This is a genomic window from Tropicimonas marinistellae (assembly GCF_001509585.1).
Classification (GTDB): domain Bacteria; phylum Pseudomonadota; class Alphaproteobacteria; order Rhodobacterales; family Rhodobacteraceae; genus Tropicimonas; species Tropicimonas marinistellae.
This window is the reverse complement of sequence record NZ_LNCI01000017.1, coordinates 12,085-29,757: the sequence shown is the minus strand read 5'-3', so window position 1 is coordinate 29,757 and position 17,673 is coordinate 12,085. Positions and strand designations below refer to the sequence as shown.

Annotated in this window: 16 protein-coding genes; 8 read left to right on the top strand and 8 right to left on the bottom strand. The window is 60.5% G+C overall.

Annotated elements, in window-relative coordinates; all coding sequences use genetic code 11:
• Window positions 1–21 precede the first annotated feature (21 nt).
• From ARC39_RS23880 to argE, 3 genes are all read right to left on the bottom strand, one after another.
• Window positions 22–2,034, bottom strand: a complete 2,013-nt coding sequence (locus tag ARC39_RS23880) for a TonB-dependent receptor domain-containing protein (RefSeq protein ID WP_068118955.1) — start codon at window positions 2,032–2,034, stop codon at window positions 22–24.
• A gap of 11 nt (window positions 2,035–2,045) precedes the next feature.
• Window positions 2,046–3,110 (bottom strand): calcium-binding protein, encoded by a 1,065-nt coding sequence (locus ARC39_RS23875; protein ID WP_068118951.1) that lies wholly within the window; start codon window positions 3,108–3,110, stop codon window positions 2,046–2,048.
• A gap of 371 nt (window positions 3,111–3,481) precedes the next feature.
• Entirely contained in the window at window positions 3,482–4,594 is a 1,113-nt protein-coding gene (gene argE / locus ARC39_RS23870; protein ID WP_068118950.1) for an acetylornithine deacetylase, read from the bottom strand.
• A gap of 178 nt (window positions 4,595–4,772) precedes the next feature.
• Between argE and ARC39_RS23865 the strand changes: the two genes are divergently transcribed.
• Together ARC39_RS23865 and ARC39_RS23860 are read left to right on the top strand one after the other, a co-directional pair.
• A complete protein-coding gene (locus ARC39_RS23865; RefSeq protein ID WP_068118948.1) occupies window positions 4,773–5,495 on the top strand; it encodes a FadR/GntR family transcriptional regulator in 723 nt (240 codons plus the stop codon).
• A gap of 88 nt (window positions 5,496–5,583) precedes the next feature.
• On the top strand, window positions 5,584–7,086 hold the full coding sequence (locus tag ARC39_RS23860; RefSeq protein WP_068118945.1) for a UxaA family hydrolase: 1,503 nt from the start codon (window positions 5,584–5,586) through the stop codon (window positions 7,084–7,086).
• 234 nt (window positions 7,087–7,320) lie between these two features.
• Here the strand turns inward: ARC39_RS23860 and ARC39_RS23855 are convergent, their stop codons facing one another.
• Both ARC39_RS23855 and ARC39_RS23850 read right to left on the bottom strand, forming a co-directional pair.
• Window positions 7,321–7,959, bottom strand: a complete 639-nt coding sequence (locus ARC39_RS23855) for a cysteine hydrolase family protein (protein WP_068118943.1) — start codon at window positions 7,957–7,959, stop codon at window positions 7,321–7,323.
• A gap of 543 nt (window positions 7,960–8,502) precedes the next feature.
• A complete protein-coding gene (locus ARC39_RS23850; protein ID WP_068118941.1) occupies window positions 8,503–8,805 on the bottom strand; it encodes a DUF2218 domain-containing protein in 303 nt (100 codons plus the stop codon).
• 135 nt (window positions 8,806–8,940) lie between these two features.
• Between ARC39_RS23850 and ARC39_RS23845 the strand changes: the two genes are divergently transcribed.
• Genes ARC39_RS23845 through ARC39_RS23830 form a run of 4 tightly spaced genes read left to right on the top strand, consistent with a single transcriptional unit; the run spans window position 8,941 to window position 12,568 of the window.
• Window positions 8,941–9,849 (top strand): siderophore ABC transporter substrate-binding protein, encoded by a 909-nt coding sequence (locus ARC39_RS23845; RefSeq protein ID WP_068118940.1) that lies wholly within the window; start codon window positions 8,941–8,943, stop codon window positions 9,847–9,849.
• Window positions 9,850–9,901: 52 nt separating this feature from the next.
• Window positions 9,902–10,867, top strand: a complete 966-nt coding sequence (locus ARC39_RS23840; RefSeq protein WP_068118937.1) for an ABC transporter permease — start codon at window positions 9,902–9,904, stop codon at window positions 10,865–10,867.
• Window positions 10,860–11,804: an iron chelate uptake ABC transporter family permease subunit gene (locus ARC39_RS23835; RefSeq protein WP_068118936.1), complete on the top strand. Its 945-nt coding sequence runs from the start codon at window positions 10,860–10,862 to the stop codon at window positions 11,802–11,804. Before ARC39_RS23840 ends, ARC39_RS23835 begins: the two co-directional genes overlap by 8 nt.
• Window positions 11,801–12,568 (top strand): iron ABC transporter ATP-binding protein, encoded by a 768-nt coding sequence (locus ARC39_RS23830; RefSeq protein WP_068118934.1) that lies wholly within the window; start codon window positions 11,801–11,803, stop codon window positions 12,566–12,568. The genes ARC39_RS23835 and ARC39_RS23830 overlap by 4 nt, the downstream gene beginning before the upstream one ends.
• Window positions 12,569–12,615: 47 nt before the next feature.
• Here the strand turns inward: ARC39_RS23830 and hemP are convergent, their stop codons facing one another.
• The 3 genes from hemP to ARC39_RS23815 all read right to left on the bottom strand — a co-directional run bounded on the left by hemP (window position 12,616) and on the right by ARC39_RS23815 (window position 15,666).
• Window positions 12,616–12,807 (bottom strand): hemin uptake protein HemP, encoded by a 192-nt coding sequence (gene hemP, locus ARC39_RS23825; RefSeq protein ID WP_068118933.1) that lies wholly within the window; start codon window positions 12,805–12,807, stop codon window positions 12,616–12,618.
• Between the two features lie 480 nt (window positions 12,808–13,287).
• On the bottom strand, window positions 13,288–14,457 hold the full coding sequence (locus ARC39_RS23820; protein ID WP_201455800.1) for a CaiB/BaiF CoA transferase family protein: 1,170 nt from the start codon (window positions 14,455–14,457) through the stop codon (window positions 13,288–13,290).
• Window positions 14,458–14,466: 9 nt separating this feature from the next.
• Entirely contained in the window at window positions 14,467–15,666 is a 1,200-nt protein-coding gene (locus ARC39_RS23815) for an acyl-CoA dehydrogenase (protein ID WP_236545375.1), read from the bottom strand.
• 116 nt (window positions 15,667–15,782) lie between these two features.
• Between ARC39_RS23815 and ARC39_RS23810 the strand changes: the two genes are divergently transcribed.
• Entirely contained in the window at window positions 15,783–16,691 is a 909-nt protein-coding gene (locus ARC39_RS23810) for a LysR family transcriptional regulator (RefSeq protein WP_068118924.1), read from the top strand.
• Between the two features lie 90 nt (window positions 16,692–16,781).
• Window positions 16,782–17,657 (top strand): NUDIX hydrolase, encoded by an 876-nt coding sequence (locus ARC39_RS23805; protein WP_068118921.1) that lies wholly within the window; start codon window positions 16,782–16,784, stop codon window positions 17,655–17,657.
• The last annotated feature ends 16 nt before the right edge of the window (window positions 17,658–17,673 follow it).

Genomic DNA, 17,673 nt, shown 5'->3' with positions numbered 1-17,673 from the left:
TCTCCTTGCGGGGCCCCGCAGTCAGAACTCCCAGATCAGCGATGCCTGGGCGTTGAAGCCTGGCGCCGGCTGGGTCGATAGGTAGGCCGTGTAGGTTTCGTTGGTGATGTTGTTCAGCGCGATGTTCAGCGTGCCGCCGGACCACAGGCTCCGGTTGAGGAACAGATCGACCGTATGCCACGCCTCGCTCGAGAACAGGTCGTCGTATCGCTCGGCGACTTTTGTGTAGCGGCCGCCGATTTCCAGTGTTCGGTCCGGGTTCCGCCATCCAGCCGTGAGAACATAGCGGTCCGGTGCGACGCCACTCACGGGTTCACCGGTGTCGATGTTGACGCTGTCAGTGATCTGCCCGTTCAGGCGCGCGAAGACTTGCTCAAGTTCGTATCCGAGTTCCAGTTCGACCCCTTCGAGCCGAACGTGGTCGACGTTCTGGTACTGGTAGTAGCGATTGAACAGCGAGATCACGACCTCTTCGATCGCAATGTAGTCGTCGACCTCGTTGCGGAACACCGCGATGCGGCCGGTGAGCCTGTCGGACGGGCGGACCACATCGAACATGTCCATGGTGGCGCCGAGTTCGAAAGTCGTTGCATGTTCCGGTACGAGGTTTGGGTTTGGTCGAATGTCGAAGTTGGCCGGTTCGGGGTGTTCGCCGTTGACCAGTGCTTCAGACAGCGTCGGTGGGCGGAAGGCCTGGGCGAGGATAGCGTGGAATGTCAGCGGTCCCCGGGTGTGGCGCAGGATGAGAGAAGGCGAGACTTGTTGACCGTCGATCTCGCCTTCGTCGCTGGTCAGATTGTAGGTGTCGAAGCGAAGGCCGAGCACGGCTTCTGTCCGGTCCGAAAGCTGGATCGCATCCTCGGCAAGGACCGACCAAAGCTTGCGCGTGCCAGGTGCGGTCAGACTGCCGCCGGCTGCCGCAGGATCATCGACGGTTACGACGTCCTGATACCCGTCGAGCACGAACGTCAGGCGGTGTTCGATACTCCCAAGAAACGCGTCGCGTGCCGCTGTGGCTCTCAGGCCAGTTGTCTCGGTTTCGTACCAGCGCCGAGGTCCGATGGTGTGGCCATCGCTGTCAATCTGTCGTTGAGCGATTCGGGTGTCGGTGTGTGACAGCGTCGCGTCCAACGTGTGCCAAGCCCCGGCGCTTCCTGTGAACTCCAGTGTGGACGACAGGCTATCGAGCCGATTTCGGCGCGGGGTACTCTCGTAGCCTGTTTCATAGTCCGATCCGAGGCTTTTCACCCCGAACGTCAGTTTCTGGCCGCCGCCAAATCTGTGGGCGTACTTCACGAGTAGCGAGAGGGTTTCCTCATGCGCAAGTACATCGGTGTCGTCGGGCGCGGTGTAGTCGGATTCCTCGACGGTCGTCGCTGCAAAAACAAGATCGTCGTTTTCGCCGATTCGCGTTGCCCATGCCGCGTGCATGGTCGGACGTTCCAGAAGTGTGCCAAACCGCAGTCTTGCTTCACCGCCTTGGGTCTCGCCGTGGTCGAGAAGGTCCTCCGCGTCGATGGTGCGCAATGCCAGCGTGCCACCGATGGCACCTGCCGCGGCGTTCGTTCCCGCCGGTCCACGTACAACGTCGACCGATCGCAGCATCTCGGGATCGGCGAAGAAGGCACTATTGGCTGCGTGACCGCTTTTCGCGAAGTTTTGCGGCGCGCCATCGATTGTCACGGCGACCCTGCCGTCGTTTTGCAATCCGCGGATACTCACGGCAACCGCCGGGTTTCCCGCCTGTGTTTCGGTAGAGACGCCCGCGATCGAGTTTAGAACTGTGCTCAATGACGCGCCGGAGAACTCGCTTTCCAGTATGTCCGATCCCAGGCGGGTCTGATTGGGTCCGGGATGGGTTGCGACAGGTGCAACTTCCGGTTCGGCGTTCACGGTAATCTCTCCCAAAGCGAAACCGCTCTCGGCCGCGCCGTCGGTCTCCTGGGCCAAGGCCGGAAGGCCATGGCCCAGAACGATCGCCGTGAGACCAAGGGAGATCCCGCAGCGCGTACGGAGTAGCGAGTACATCCGCATCCGAGGTATCCTCAGAACAGGAACAATTCCGCGCTCAAATCGCTCTCACCAACACCGTTGAGAAGGATCGAGACACCGTCTGCGGTGAGCCGCACACCGGCCGCCACGTCTTTGGTCGAGACATCGTCGAACGAGGCAACGTCGAGGGCAGAGAGGTCTATGCGGTCCATGGCGACGCCGAAGTCGCGGATGGTATCTACGCCGGAGCCCGGCTGAAAGAAGAACACATCGGCGCCGTCACCACCGACGAGAATGTCCTTTCCAGCGCCGCCAATGATCTTGTCATCCCCGCCGCCGCCACGCAGTTCGTCAGCACCCTTGCCGCCGCGGATCGTGTCGTCTCCCTTGCCGCCGACAAGCGTGTCGTTCCCCTCGCCGCCGCCAAGGAAGTCGTCGCCCCGGGCGCCGTAGAGCGAGTCAGCACCCTCACCGCCGCGCAGTGCGTCCGCGCCCTTTCCGGCGCGCAGCACGTCGTCGCCCGCACCGCCATTCAGAACGTCGTCCAAGTCGAAACCCTTCAGCACGTCGTCGCCTGCGGACCCCAGAAGTTTGATACTGTAACCTGAGATCAATTCCATGATCGCGTCGGCATCGAAGGTCTGGACGGCCTTGTACAGCGCATAAACGGCGTTTGTTTCGAGATCGTTCCCGGCGCCCGGATCCGCCGAAAGGCCCAGCCCGTCAATTGTCAGCAACGTGTCGAGCCCGTCAACGCGGCCTGCCGCGCCTGTGCCCTCTTCGGCAGTGGTGGTTCCTTCGACCCACATTCCGAAAACGAGCGAGTCCACTTCGCCTGAAATCCCATGGCCGAAAGAGGCCCCGTGGTGAATGAAGTCATAGGCGATTTCTGTCCCGTCCAGAACGGTAACGTAGTCGGTCTCCGTGGTATCCGCACTGTAACGGTTCAGCACCTGGCTACCGTTTACGTAGTATGTGCCGCCATAGGCCGAGTCCGGCGTGCCACCGTAGTAGGTCGTATCCGCGTCATCGAACCCATCGAAGACTTCGGCCACGAATGTTTTGGAGTTGAAGGTATCGAGCGCAGATGCGTCGATGGTCAGCATCGGTTTTGCCATCGTTCAGAACGTTCCATTGCCAGGGGCGGTGTGGTCGCCCGTTTGAAATGCAGCCCGCCGGGGCCGCTCTCAAGGTGACTGGCATGGGACGTTTCGGAATCTGCAGAGTGGATCGCAATTCCCGAAACGAGTGCTCGCTTCCTTCTAGTCGCTCTGGGTAGCTATCCCGTCCGGACATGTCAATGCGATCGCGACAGAGTGTTGTTTGCCCGAATGGACAAGCCCTCGGCGTTTGACACCGCCGCGGTGCGGGCGCGGTGCTTTTCCGCGAAGGCTATCAGGGCGTCCCCTCTCACTGCGGCTTTGTCGGACGGCGGCACGCCGCTTCGGGGCGGATGGCGCCGACGCCCTGCGCACTGGCCTTGGCACCGTCACTCGGTCATTGCGTGACCAAGGGCGATTGCCAGTTCGCGCGCGGCCCGCAGTTCACTCACGGCGATGTACTCTTCGGGTTTGTGGGCGCGCGATATGTCCCCTGGTCCGCAGATGATCGACGGGATCCCTGCCGCCTGGAACAGACCCGCCTCAGTGCCGAAACTGACGGCAGCCAGCGGTGTGGTTCCGGTCAGACTTGAGAGCAGTGAAACCAAGGGCGCTTTCTCATCCAGGTCGAGCGCTGGATAGGATGCGACGACCTCCGCCGCGATGGCCCCATTGTCCTGAGCGGTCGTTAGAACCGGTGCCAGAAGGTCCATCGGGTCGTCGCCCGGCACGGCCCGCGCCTCGATCAGCGCTTCAACGTGGTCGGGAATGATGTTCACGGCCTGCCCGCCATGTATGGTGCCGATCTGAACGGTGGAGTGCGGCGGTTCGAATGCGTTATGGCGCCGTCCGGACATCTGAAGCTGGTCGGGCAGGGCGGCTGTTGCCAACAACGCGGGGAGCAGATCATGGATCGCGTTTCGCCCAAGGTCCGGACGCGAGGAATGACCGGGTCTGCCGCGCGCGGTGAGTTTCACCGTTGCCTTACCCTTGTGGCGCAGCACCGGTACCATGCCCGATGGCTCGCCGACGATACACCCAAGCGGCGGCGCGCATAGCGTGGGAAGCTCTTCGATGAGGTACGGCACGCCGCGACACCCGGCCTCCTCGTCATAGGACAACGCGATGTGGATCGGACGAGAGAGAGGTAATTGCATCAGGTCTGGCACAGACGACAGGATTGCGGCGACGAAGCCTTTCATGTCCACCGCGCCGCGGCCGATCAGTCGATCTTGCACATGCCGCAAGGCGAAGGGGTCACCCTGCCATTCCGGCTCTTCGGCCGGCACCACATCCACATGACCCGAGAGGATGTATCCAGACCGGTCCACAGGGCCGATTGTGGCGAACAAGTTGAAGCGGTCTGCTTCGCCTTCGACCACCGTCGAGGCCAGCCCGTGGTCGCTCAAGTAGGTCTGAACATAGTCGATCAACGCTCCGTTTGGGCGTCCCGCGACGGTGGGAAAGGCGACCAGGTCGGAAAGCAGAGTCTCGGGGCGCATGGTACGGGATCTCTCGGAAATGGCATCACTTTCCCTGTCTATCCCCTTTCGAGATGCCGCGCACCTGGGCCGATTGGTGTGTTCTGTGGAATTATTGCCTGACAAAATATGCGGATTCCGGAGGAATTACGCGATGTTTTCGCTTGACTGTCAGTCAATACGGGCCTAGTGCGGAGGAATGGACCGACAACCATCAGCTATCCTTGCCAATCACGGGGTGACGCAGCGCCTCTTTGCGGATGTTGCCGAGCGGATCTGTGCTTTGATTGCAGAGCGTGGCCTCGAACCGGGCACGAAGCTGCCGAGTGAGGCAGAACTGGTCGCGGAGTTAGGCGTGAGCCGGCCAACACTGCGAGAGGCTCTTGTGGCGCTGGAGGTCATGGGCGCCGTAACCGTGCGGAAGAATGCCGGGGCTTTCGTCGGCACGGCGGTACATCGCGCGCTGCCCAGCGTTGGTTTCGAAGAGGAATGTGGCCCCTTCGAGCAACTCGAAGCACGTCTCGCAATTGAGCCACAGGTCGCGTTCCTCGCCGCGCAACGTCGGCCGGACTCGCTGCATGACGCGCTGGAAGCCACAATCATCGAAATGCTCAAGGAGCACGAGGACGGCTTCCACAGCCAGAACGGTGACCGGCAGTTTCACCTGCTTGTCGCGTCCGCCTGTGGCAACCAGATACTCGAGAGCCTGGTCGGCCACATGTGGAAAATGCGGGAAACTGGTCAGCTTTGGCCCGAACTGCAGAAGCATGTTCGCATCGACAAGGCCCGCACGCGTGGCGTCTACGAACACATGCGCATCCTCGATGCCATCAGTCGGCAGGACGCAGAGGCGGCGCGCGAGGAGATGCGCAAACACCTCGAAGGCGTTATGGCCTCCCTGGAAGAGGCTTTCCCTTCATGATCCAAGTTCACCTGCCAACCGACGCGCTCGGGGCGGCATCGACAACCTCCCGCATCTCGCAGGTTCAATCCCACGAATGAGGCGCTGAATGCAGACCATCCGACTTTCGCAAGCCGACAATGTCGTTACCGCCGTCAAGGCCCTCGAATCCGGTACCGAGGTCGAAGGTGCCGTCACCCGAGCGCCCATACCCCGTGGCCACAAGATCGCGACCACCGACATCCCCAAGGGAACGCCGGTACGCAAGTATGCACAGGTGATCGGCTATGCCATGGACGATATCGCCGCCGGCAGCCATGTACACGTTCATAACCTCGAGTTCAGGGATGTTGGGTCGGCGTATGAGTTCGCAACCAATCTTCATCCGGCAGTACCTGCCGCGCGGCATGACACATTCATGGGCTACCGCCGAGAAGACGGCCAGTTTGGTACCCGCAATTTCATCGCCATCCTCAGCTCGGTGAACTGCTCTGCCACCGCCTGCCACATGATCGCGGATCACTTCACGCCCGAGCGCCTCGCCGACTATCCGAATGTCGATGGTGTGGTCGCCTTCAGCCACGGCACCGGCTGCGGGATGGCAAGCTCTGGCGAGGGGTTCGAAACGCTCCAGCGTGTCATGTGGGGCTATGCCCGCAGCCCGAATGTGGGCGGCGTTGTCATGGCGGGACTAGGCTGTGAGATCAACCAGATCGATTGGCTGGTTGAAGCCCACGGGTTGAAGACTGGCGCGTTGTTCAAACACATGAACATTCAGGAAATGGGCGGTCTGCGCACCACGATCGAACACGGTATCCAGCTGGTTGAGGAAATGCTCCCGCTGGTCAATGACGTCAGCCGAGAACCTTGTCCGGCGAGCGGCCTGAAGGTCGCCCTGCAGTGCGGCGGATCGGACGCCTGGTCGGGGATGACCGCGAATCCCGCGCTCGGGTATGCCTGTGATTTGCTCGCATCTCAGGGCGCAACTGGCGTGTTGGCCGAGACGCCGGAGATATATGGGGCTGAGCATCTGCTGACTGCCCGCGCCGCCAGCCGCGAGGTGGGTGAGAAACTGATTGGGCTTGTCACTTGGTGGCAGGACTACACCTTCCGCAATAAGGGCTCGATGAACAACAACCCAAGCCCGGGGAACAAGAAGGGTGGCCTGACAACTATCCTCGAAAAGTCATTGGGCGCAGCTGCGAAGGGTGGCACCACGCCGCTCAACGCTGTCTACAAATACGCGGAACCTGTAAGGGAGCCTGGTTTCGTGTTCATGGATAGCCCTGGCTATGATCCCGCCTCGATTACCGGCCAAATCGCGGGAGGATGCAATGTTGTGGTGTTCACGACCGGACGCGGTTCCGCGTACGGCTCCAAGCCGGCTCCCACGATCAAGGTCTCATCCAATACGGAGACCTACCTACGGCAAACCGAGGACATGGATATCAATGCCGGTCGGGTCCTGTCCGAACACGCGAGTATCGAAGAGGTTGGACGCGAGATCTATGATGCAATCCTGCGCGTGGCATCCGGCGAACAAACCAAGTCAGAGGCCATGGGCGTTGGGAACTATGAATTCGTTCCCTGGCAGATCGGCGCCGTGATGTAACCCCAGGTATTGCTTGGTCCGGATATGGCGAGCATGCACTTCCGCTGTCTTACGCCCGGCTGGATTGAAGTAGAGCCGGCGGAATACGTCCCACCGGAGACCAAAGCAGAGCGGTACTAGCCGCCGAAAGGACGATGGCTTCACAAAGGGGGGCGAGGGCGTCTGAGTAGAGGGCGCGCACGAGATTCTGACGCCCCCATCGCGCCCAGACGGCGCAACGAAACCGATGGGCGGTCAGGCACTGAGTTCTGCGATCAACTCGGCCGTGGTCACTTGCCGGCAATAGCCCTTGATGGCGCTGAGTGAATTGTCATGGCGCACCTGCGAATAGGTGAGACAGGCATCGGTAACTTGCGTGACAAGGTATCCGAGGTCACAAGCGTCCCGGATCGCGCTTTCAACGCATTGGTCCGTCAACAGACCCGAGAGCACCAATTGTTTGACACCGAGATTGCGTAGGACGTAGTCGATATGGGTCGAGACGAAGACGGAAGACGAGGACTTCGGCAAGACGATTTCATCTCCTTCCGGCGCGATTTGATCGATCACCTTTCCGTTCCAGGAGCCCTTGGGTACGTTGAATCCGGTGATCTTGTAGTCAAGCGAGCGGTCTCGTCCATCGAGCGTCAGGCTTTCGATCGTCGTGTACATGACTTCGATTCCTGCGGTCCGGCACCTTGATTGAAGCCGTTGCATGTTTGGAATCACGCGTGTGTCCAACATGTCGAAGTACCAGCCGTAGCGTTCCTCGACTACGCTCGGTTCTACGTCCTTGAGTTCTCCGCCGTCGCGATGGGCGCAATAATTCTGCACATCTATAAAGAGAAGGGCGCTCTGTGCCGGCGTGAGTGGAACGTTTCGGGTCAATGTCACTCGGTACCCTCCTGAATTACGCGCGCGAGAAAGATGCCACCGGCGGTTTTGACCGTGTGAGTACTCTGGCGGTTCACGAATCTGACATGCCAGAGGTGTGGCACATCACCCAGAACTGTCCTTACGGAATGTACCAACAACACGGCCCGCCGTTTGCGCCGCGCGGATAATCGAAACACCGTCGAATCCGTAGGTCCAAGAATCGCGCGCGCTCGTGCCGACCCGGCTGCCGGAGCGTGGTGGCACTCACTCGGACGTGCTGCATCTGTGTACTTATCCTGCGCTCGATGAGGTCCAGGTACCTTCGCGGTGCCACCGAGGGGTCCGAGGATCTTTGTGGTTGCCTGCGCAGGATCGCGCCTGGTTGGAAGGCATGTCTTCGGAGCGTCGATGGAGAGCTCAGTCTTGGTCATGTCGCAGACGTGGATATCACCGCATGTTGCGCCGCGTAGGAACTGACATTTTGAATGCAAGCGATCTGTCCGGAACCGACCCATTTCGCCTACCGAGCACCAACACAAACATCGGTCCGGAGACCTAGTTTCACTCGGCCGTCAGTTCGGTTTTTGTCCAATCCATTGATGTGAATGCTTCGCGAAAGGCAAATCGCTCAAGATGGCTGTCGATCACACCGCGTACGCGATCCGCCTGTTCCGCGGTTTCCGGTTTGCAGGAGACTGACAGGCAATCATCGTCTGCCTTCATCTCGACTCGGCCGAACGGGAAGCACACGCATCCCCACTCCGGCTCGTAGCAGACCTCCACCTTGTGCGCGAAATGCTTGCAAAGCTGCTGAAGGTACTTGCTGGCGTTCGCGGTCCTGAACGACCCGGTGAGTTCATACATGCTTTTTCCTGAACTTTTTTATCAGAATACGATCTGGACCGCTGTCACTCAAGAGAATAGAAGTCTTGAACGAAGCGGGATGCAAGCCAGATGCCAGTGTCGCGCCACCTGACCACGCATATCTGGAGCTTCCCAATGCTCAAATCCGTCCGATGGGCCGCCAAGGCCCTGGTCGCTGGCGCTGTGTTTGTTACAGCGTCGCACGCCGCCGAGCTAACGATCGATACCGCAAAAGGGCCTGAGAGCGTTCCGGCTACACCCGCGAGGATTGCAGTTTTCGACATCGCGGCCATTGACACGCTATCCGCACTTGGCGTTCCGATTGTCGGTATTCCGCAGCCTTACTACGTGGCCTATCTCGACGACGTCGCGAAGAGCGCAACACCGATCGGGACGCTGTTCGAGCCCGATTTCGAGGCGCTGGCGAACCTCGAGCCGGATCTGATCGTCGCCGGAGGGCGTTCCTCCAGCCAGGTGGATGCGCTCGCCCGCATTGCGCCGACTGTGGACATGACGATTTGGGGTGACGATCACATCTCTCAGGCGCTCTCGCGGCTGGACGCCTACGGTAAGCTGATGGATCTCGAAGAAAAGGCCGCAGAGCTAAAGGCCGACTTCGAGCAGAAACTCGCGACCGCACGCGCCGCCATCGAAGGGAAGGGGAACGCGCTCATCATTCTCACCAACGGGCCGAAGATCTCCGCCTATGGGGCCGGATCGCGTTTCGGTTGGATTCACAACGAACTTGCGCTGCCCGAAGCCAAGGAAGGCGTTGACGCTCAAACCCACGGCGAAGCGATCTCGTTCGAATTCATTGCCGAAGTGAACCCTGATTGGCTAATCGTCATCGACCGCGGAGCGGCGATCGGCGCCGAGGGGGAAAGCGCGGCCGAAACCCTCGACAACGAACTCGTGCGCGAGACGCAGGCTTGGAAGAACGGTCACGTGGTTTTTGTCGACGCCGGCAGGATCTACGTCGCGGGCGGCGGCATTCAGGCGGTATCGGGAACACTCGATGAACTGATCGCCGCTTTCGGCGGTTGACAGTTTGTCGCCGCTGGGGCCGCCAACGCGGCCCTGGCTCGGCAACGGCTCGATGCGACCCTCCTACTTTCTCACGATCGTAACGCTGACGGTACTTGCGCTGGTCTCCGTGCTCATCGGTGCGGCGCCGTTTGATCTGCGCGATATCGCGAGCGATCCGGAGGCACTACGGTTGCTTCTTGTCAGCCGGCTGCCCCGCACCTTTGCTGCCTTGCTCACCGGAGCGGCAATGGCAGTTGCCGGCGTGATCATGCAGCTTCTGGTGCGCAACCGTTTCGTCGAGCCCGGGACAACCGGCACAACGGAGGCCGCGATGCTGGGCCTTTTGCTCGTCACCCTAGCGGCTCCGGCCATGCCGATCGTTGGCAAGATGCTCGTGGCCGCGCTCACCGCTTTGCTGGGCATGGGCGGATTTCTTGTGCTCATCAAGCGGCTTCCGCCCGAACAACCACTGCTCGTCCCGCTGGTCGGGTTGATCTATAGCGGAATCATCGGCGCAGGCACCACGTTCGTCGCCTATCAGGCGGATCTGATGCAGTATCTCGGCGTGTGGATGAGCGGCGAGTTTTCCGGCATCCTTGCGGGTCGCTACGAGCTTCTTTGGCTCGCCGGCGCCATGGCCGTGGTTGCCTATGTTGCGGCAGATCAATTCACCATCGTTGGGCTCGGTCGGTCCACCTCCGTCGGCCTCGGGCTCAACTACGGCCAGGTGATGGCGCTCGGGCTCGTAACTGTCTCCATGGTCACGGCGCTGGTTGTTGTGACCGTTGGTATGGTGCCCTTCGTCGGGCTCGTGGTGCCCAATATCGTGGCCCGGATCATGGGCGACAACCTGCGCGCCAGCCTGCCTGTCGTGGCCGGGATGGGCGCCGGCATGGTGCTTGCCTCCGACATCCTTGGCAGGGTTGTTCGGTATCCATACGAGATCCCGGCGGGCACCATTTTTGGCGCGGTTGGTGCTGCGATTTTTCTTTGGCTGTTGCTGGGCAAGCCGGCGAACGGAGCGCGCAATGCCTGATCGTCGTCTGGTTCTCCTTGCCTGCCTTCTCGTTCTTGCGTGCGCTCTGTTTCTGGTTTGGGGCTTGAAGGGCAGAGTGGGCTTTATCCTTGAACTCCGATCAATAAAACTCGCCGCTCTGCTGTGCGTCGGTGCGGCCGTCGGGATCAGCACGGTGGTTTTCCAGACCGTGACCGGAAACCGGATCCTGACGCCGGCCATTATGGGGTTCGACGCGTTGTTTCTTCTTATGCAAACGGGGCTCGTCTTCTTGCTTGGCGGATTCGGCTACTTGAGCTTGGCTGGCCCGGCGAAGTTCCTTTTGGAAACGGTTGTCATGATGGCCGCAGCGATGGCGCTGTTTTCGCTGCTCCTGGGGCGGGGAAAACACGACATGCACCGCATGATCCTCGTCGGAGTGATCTTTGGCGTCTTCTTTCGCTCGCTCACGGGATTTCTCCAACGCGTAATCGATCCATCCGAATACTCCGTCGTCCAGGGCGCGATGTTTGCCAGCTTCGGTAGTGTGGATCCCGCACAGCTTTTCTTCGCAGGTGCCGTGACACTTGCAGCGCTCGCAGTGTTGGCGCGTCTTGCTGGCACTCTCGACGTGGTCGCACTCGGACGCAGCACTGCCATCGGACTGGGGCTTGCCTATGACCGGCTCGTGATTGCGCTTCTTGCGGTAACGGCTGCGCTTGTCTCGGTCTCAACGGCACTTGTGGGGCCGATTACGTTTCTCGGCCTTCTGGTTGCAGCACTGGCGCATGCACTCATGCGGAGTCATCGACACGCGGTATTGCTGCCTGCGTCAGCGATGATTGCGGCGACCGTGCTCGTTGCCGGGCAATGGCTCTTCGAGCGCGTTCTGCACCTGCAGTCGACACTGGCGGTTATCATTGAGTTCTTTGGCGGGACGTTCTTCCTCTTTCTCGTTCTCAAGGGGCGCATTCGATGATCGAAATCCGGAATGTCAGTCACAGGATCAACGGGACACCGATCTTGCACGATGTCACTTGCGACATTCCTCGTTCCGGGATTACCGCTCTGATCGGTCCCAACGGCGCGGGAAAATCAACTCTCCTGAATCTCGTTGCCCGCCTCTTACCGCTGGAGCAGGGTGCCATCGTTGTGGATGGGGAGGACGTGTCGCGCACCCCCTCCCGGGATCTTGCGCTTCGGCTCGCAATCGTCGCCCAGCAAGTCGGCATTGCCAGCCGTTTGCGAGTGCAGGATCTGGTCGGCTTCGGCCGCTGGCCACACCACCGCGGTCGCCCCGGACCGCAGGACGCGGCGGCCGTCGCCGAAGCTATTTCGGATTTCGGTCTGGAGGATCTGCGCCACCGCTTCCTCGACGAGTTGTCGGGCGGACAGCAACAGCGCGCCTTCGTCGCCATGGGGTTTGCACAGGGTACGGATTGGCTGTTGCTCGACGAGCCGCTCAATAATCTCGACATGTTCCACGCCCGTGCATTGATGGCACGGGTTCATGCTCAGACAAGGCCTTCGCTGGACCGGCCGCGCAGCGTCGTGATGGTTGTCCACGAGATCAACTACGCCGCCGGTTGGGCGGATCATATCGTGGCGCTGAAAGACGGACAGGTTTCCGCATCAGGCTCGCCAAAGGATATTCTGACGCCGGCAACGCTCTCGGCGCTGTTCGGCATGGAAATCCGGGTTGAGCAGGTAGAGGGGCGACCGTTGATCATGCATCATTTGTAGGTGGCCCTGCGCGATGGTGATTTTGCCGGTCCGAGAAACGCGGCTTGCTATTTCGTCAGAATGAGCTTGCCTGCCTTCGTGATCCGCAAGGTATAGACTTTTTCGTCCAGTACGATGTGCGCGGTGCCATCATCACCGCATAGCGTTGCGGCATCGAACACGGGCAGTCCGGCCGAAACTGGTGTGATCGCGATCGCTTGTTCAACACAGGTGGCCGAACCCGCGTTGGGGGCAGGCATCGCATTTGGTCTATGCGGATCAGATGGGTCTGTCATGCCATTGCGCATCGCCAGGTGGGACGGGAACAAGATCCGGTCTGTACCGAGAAACTGCCACTTAACTTACAAATTTAGTCGTGTATCGCAAGAGCGCATCGCGCCGGTCCACAAAGAAACCCTGGAAATGTAAGCAGGGGCGAGATCATCGACGCCCTAATGTTGGTGAATAGGCGAGCTTCAACGCCGAGAACGGTGCCATTAGTGCAAGGCAGGCAGGTCGCGCTTCGCACATGCACGAATGCGACCTGAGCTGCGCATAATCGACGTTATGTTAATTTTGTTTTTGGGTACCTCGGCGTTGAACGCAAAATGTGGAGGTTTCGCCACTAGCCGGGGAGCGTCTGTCTTAACCACACAAGAGGCACTCGGGGTACCGTTGGAGTCGGCACGCACTGGAACGTTATTGTGAGCGTGCGCCGGTTGCCGTCCCGGCGGTCTTACCTATGCCTTCTCCTTGGCCCCGCCGTATCCAAACCGCCAAGCGCCTGTTCCCAGCATTGGTGCCGATCGCTCCACATCGAGTGCGCTGCGTGAAAAACGGATAGGGGTACGCAAACCGGTGATGCCTTCGGGTTCGATCACTATGTTGCGGGCCGCGACCTGCGGATCGGCCAGAGCCTCGGCCACGTTGTTTATGGAGCCAGCAGGTACCCCGGCGTCGGCGAACGCCGCGATGAGGTCTGCCTTGTGCCACTTCTCCGTGCGCTCGGCGATGACTTCCGCTAGTTTCGCACGGTTGGCTACTCGCGCCGGATTGGTCGCAAAGGCCTCGTTGCTCGAAATCCCGTCGAGGGAGAGTACGTCGCACAGCGCCCCGAATTGCCTGTCGTTTCCGCAGGCGATGATCAGGTGTCCGTCAGCGGCGGGAAAGACCTGATAGGGCACGATATTTGGATGTGCATTTCCGAGACGCGTCGGCACCACACCACCAAGTAGGTAGTTTGTCGCCTGATTTGCCAGGACCGCTACGCCGCAATCCAATAACGAAAGGTCGATGTGCTGCCCCCTGCCTGACGTCGCACGCTCGGCGAGGGCTGCTTGCACTGCGATCGTGCCGTACAGGCCGGTGAAAATGTCGATCCAGGCGACGCCGATTTTTTGGGGCTCGCCGTTTGGCTCACCGGTCAAGTCCATGATTCCGCACATCCCCTGGATCAGGAAATCATAGCCGGGCTGCGCGGCGCGCGGCCCAAATTGGCCAAAGCCCGTGATGGAGGCGTAGACCAGCCGCGGATTGCGTTCAGACACGGATAAGTAGTCTAGCCCGTATTTGCGCAATCCCCCGACCTTGTAGTTTTCCAACAGCAAATCGGCATCGTCGATGAGCTCTTTCAACCGAGCGAGGTCTTCGGGATCGGCGAAGTCGCATGTCACGGAGGTCTTGCCACGGTTGGCGGCTTGAAAGTAGGCCGCAACCGTTTCGGTCTCGCCATCGGGCCGTCTGCGTTCGATGAAAGGAGGTCCCCAGCGGCGCGTATCGTCGCCTTCGGGCGATTCGACCTTGATCACTTCGGCGCCCAGATCCGCCAGTGTCTGACCGATCCAGGGGCCGGCGAGAATCCGGGCCAGCTCAACCACCTTGAGCCCGCGCAGCGGTGCGTCGTCGGGCATTGTCATGACTCAGGCAAAGGCCGGAATACCGGTGATTGCGCGCCCGAGGATCAGCGCATGGACATCATGTGTACCCTCGTAGGTGTTCACCGTCTCCAGATTCTGGGCGTGACGCATGACATGGTACTCGATCTGAATCCCGTTTCCGCCGTGCATGTCGCGCGCGTTCCGGGCAATTTCCAGTGCCTTGCCGCAATTGTTGCGCTTGATCAGTGAGATCATTTCGGGTGCGAACCGGCCTTCGTCGAATAGCCGCCCGACGCGTAGGCAGGACTGCAGGCCGAGCGCGATCTCTGTCTGCATGTCGGCGAGCTTCTTCTGATAGAGTTGCGTCGCGGCCAGAGGACGGTTGAACTGCTGCCGGTCGAGCCCGTACTGCCGCGCCCGGAAAAAGCAATCCTCCGCCGCGCCCATCACACCCCAGGCGATCCCGTAGCGTGCCCGGTTCAAGCAGCCGAACGGGCCGCCCATTCCCTGCGCCTCCGGCAGCAGCGCATCCTCGCCTACCTCGACATTGTCCATGACAATTTCGCCTGTGATCGAGGCCCGCAAGCTCAGTTTACCACCAATTTTCGGTGCACTTAGCCCCTTCATTCCCTTTTCCAGAATGAAGCCTCGGACCTTGCCGCCATGGGCTTCCGACTTCGCCCAGACGACGAAGACATCGGCAATCGGGCTGTTAGAGATCCACATTTTCGTGCCGATCAGACGATAGCCGCCGTCCGTCTTCACCGCGCGGGTCTTCATGCCTGCCGGATCGGATCCCGCGTCGGGTTCGGTCAGGCCGAAACATCCAATGAACGCGCCGCTGGCCAGCTTGGGCAGGTACTTCCGCTTCTGCGCCTCGGAGCCATAGGCGTAGATCGGGAACATGACCAGAGAGCTCTGCACCGACATCATTGACCGGTATCCGCTGTCGATCCGCTCCACTTCGCGGGCCACCAGACCATAGGCGACATAGGAGGCCCCTACCCCGCCGTATTCCTCCGGAATGGTCACACCAAGCAACCCGGCCTCGCCCATCTCACGGAAGATATCCGGGTCAGTGTGCTCCTCCATGTAAGCAGCTTCGACGCGCGGTAACAGGCGGTCGGAGGCGAAACCGGCCGCGGCATCGCTGACCATCCGCTCTTCTTCGGTGAGTTGGTCAGAAAGTAGGAACGGATCGTCCGGGTTGAACGCGATACCTTTGTGTGACTTGGGTGACATGGGCTCCTCCATTGGGGGCGCACATAGAGTGGCATTCAGTTCCTGCCTGAATATCCATGGAGTCCGCCGGAATAAATCGGTATTTCTCACTGCATCCATTCAAAAATGGAATGATAATGCGGCCAAGAAGGTTTCTCCCCTCGATCAAGCTCCTACTTGCCTTCGATGCGGTGGTACGGCACGGGTCGGTCACCTCGGCAGCCGAGGAGCTGAACCTGACCCAAAGCACCGTCAGCCGCTTGATCCAATCGCTGGAAGAGCAGCTCGGGAAGGAGCTTTTTACACGTCAGCGCCGGCGGCTGATCCCCAATGCGACAGCCGTGAACTACCAGCGCGACGTCGCCCGCGCGCTCGACTTGATCCAACGCGCGAGCACAACAGTCGTCGTCAACCCGGAGGGCGGGACGCTTTCGCTCGCCGTACTGCCGACCTTCGCAACCCGCTGGCTCGGGCCGCGATTGGGGCAGTTTCTGCATTGCAACCCGGGTGTCGCTATCAATATGTCCACCCGCATCCAGCGCTTTGATTTCGCTAGCGAGACGCTCGACGCAGCGATCTATTTCGGTGAGTGCGATTGGCCGCGTGTGAATCACCTTAAACTCTTCGACGAGCATGTGACGGCCTGCGCATCTCCCGAATTCCTGGCCACGCATCCGGTGGTAGAGCCGAAGGATCTGGATGGCATGCCCATGCTGCACCTGGAGTCGCGCCCAAATGTCTGGGCCGACTGGTTTCTTGGCCAGGGTGTGGAACCCATTGCTGGAGGCGGCATGCTGATGGACCAGTTTTCCATGATGATACAGGCCGCGATCTCGGGCTTGGGAATCGCGCTCCTCCCGGACTACCTGGCCCGGAGCGAAATCGCCGAAGGGCGGCTTGCGCCGATCCTACGCCCCGCGGTGCCGGTCCGTGGCGCGTATTGGCTGGTATGGCCGGACGAGAAGGACGACGACGCGGCACTTTTGGCGTTTCGCGACTGGTTGGCCGGCCAGGCAACGGACAGGCGTGGCGCGTTCTTCCGATGAGACCCGCGTTCACTCTTGGTCAAGACATCTGCCGCCTTGTCCGGCGCCGCTTTCGTGCTATCGGAGAATGACATTCAAGACAGGTGTCCGATGCCCGCCGGATTTGCAAAAGCAGAGTTGATCGCCGTTCTGGTGGCCGTGACCGACAACGAACCTCGTGTTATGACCCTGCGCGGAGGCGAAGCGCTGCCCTCTGGCCCGTTTGAGTCGAAGCACAGGAGCCTTCAGAGCGGTTTGCGTGACTGGATAGAGAGCCAAACCGGCCACCCCGTGGGATACCTCGAGCAGCTCTACACCTTCGCAGACAAGGATCGCGACCCTGATGCGCCCGCCGACAAGCGGCGCATTTCGATCGGCTATCTGGGATTGGTGCGAGAACAGTCGGCCGCCGGCGCTGGCCGGCCCGCCTGGCACAGCTGGTACGAGTACTTCCCATGGGAAGACCGCCGCGATGCGTATTCGGCCGAAGTCACGACGATTACCGAGCGGCTGGACAGTTGGGCAAGCGGCGATCCGCACTACCGGCAACGTATCGACTTCCTCTTCGGATTGAACGGAAAGGCCTGGAACGAAGACTTGGTGCTGCAGCGCTACGAGCTGATGTACGAAGCCGGTCTTTTGGATGGCGCAGAACTCGGGCGCCCGATGGCGGGCGATCACCGGCGCATCCTTGCCACCGGAATCACGCGGCTCCGCGCAAAGATCAAGTACTCGCCCGTGGTGTTCGAACTGATGCCGGAGAGCTTCACGTTTCTTCAGTTGCAGCGCACGGTCGAAGCCCTGTCCGGCCTGCGTCTCCACAAGCCGAATTTTCGCCGGCAGATCGACCATCAGGAACTGATAGAAGAAACAGGCGAAATGTCGAGCGGCACCAGTGGGCGACCAGCCAAGCTCTTTCGCTACCGCCCTGCCATCCTCGAAGCGCAGACGCTTTCGGGCACGCGTCTGCCCGTTTCCCGCCATTGACATAGTCTCTATTCGA

Bases quoted from the DNA above. Each gene is read 5' to 3' on its own strand.
- ARC39_RS23880 (WP_068118955.1), bottom strand. From the start codon at position 2,034: ATGCGGATGTACTCGCTACTCCGTACGCGCTGCGGGATCTCCCTTGGT.
- ARC39_RS23875 (WP_068118951.1), bottom strand. From the start codon at position 3,110: ATGGCAAAACCGATGCTGACCATCGACGCATCTGCGCTCGATACCTTC.
- argE (WP_068118950.1), bottom strand. From the start codon at position 4,594: ATGCGCCCCGAGACTCTGCTTTCCGACCTGGTCGCCTTTCCCACCGTC.
- ARC39_RS23865 (WP_068118948.1), top strand. From the start codon at position 4,773: ATGGACCGACAACCATCAGCTATCCTTGCCAATCACGGGGTGACGCAG.
- ARC39_RS23860 (WP_068118945.1), top strand. From the start codon at position 5,584: ATGCAGACCATCCGACTTTCGCAAGCCGACAATGTCGTTACCGCCGTC.
- ARC39_RS23850 (WP_068118941.1), bottom strand. From the start codon at position 8,805: ATGTATGAACTCACCGGGTCGTTCAGGACCGCGAACGCCAGCAAGTAC.
- ARC39_RS23845 (WP_068118940.1), top strand. From the start codon at position 8,941: ATGCTCAAATCCGTCCGATGGGCCGCCAAGGCCCTGGTCGCTGGCGCT.
- ARC39_RS23840 (WP_068118937.1), top strand. From the start codon at position 9,902: ATGCGACCCTCCTACTTTCTCACGATCGTAACGCTGACGGTACTTGCG.
- ARC39_RS23835 (WP_068118936.1), top strand. From the start codon at position 10,860: ATGCCTGATCGTCGTCTGGTTCTCCTTGCCTGCCTTCTCGTTCTTGCG.
- ARC39_RS23830 (WP_068118934.1), top strand. From the start codon at position 11,801: ATGATCGAAATCCGGAATGTCAGTCACAGGATCAACGGGACACCGATC.
- hemP (WP_068118933.1), bottom strand. From the start codon at position 12,807: ATGCCTGCCCCCAACGCGGGTTCGGCCACCTGTGTTGAACAAGCGATC.
- ARC39_RS23820 (WP_201455800.1), bottom strand. From the start codon at position 14,457: ATGCCCGACGACGCACCGCTGCGCGGGCTCAAGGTGGTTGAGCTGGCC.
- ARC39_RS23815 (WP_236545375.1), bottom strand. From the start codon at position 15,666: ATGTCACCCAAGTCACACAAAGGTATCGCGTTCAACCCGGACGATCCG.
- ARC39_RS23810 (WP_068118924.1), top strand. From the start codon at position 15,783: ATGCGGCCAAGAAGGTTTCTCCCCTCGATCAAGCTCCTACTTGCCTTC.
- ARC39_RS23805 (WP_068118921.1), top strand. From the start codon at position 16,782: ATGCCCGCCGGATTTGCAAAAGCAGAGTTGATCGCCGTTCTGGTGGCC.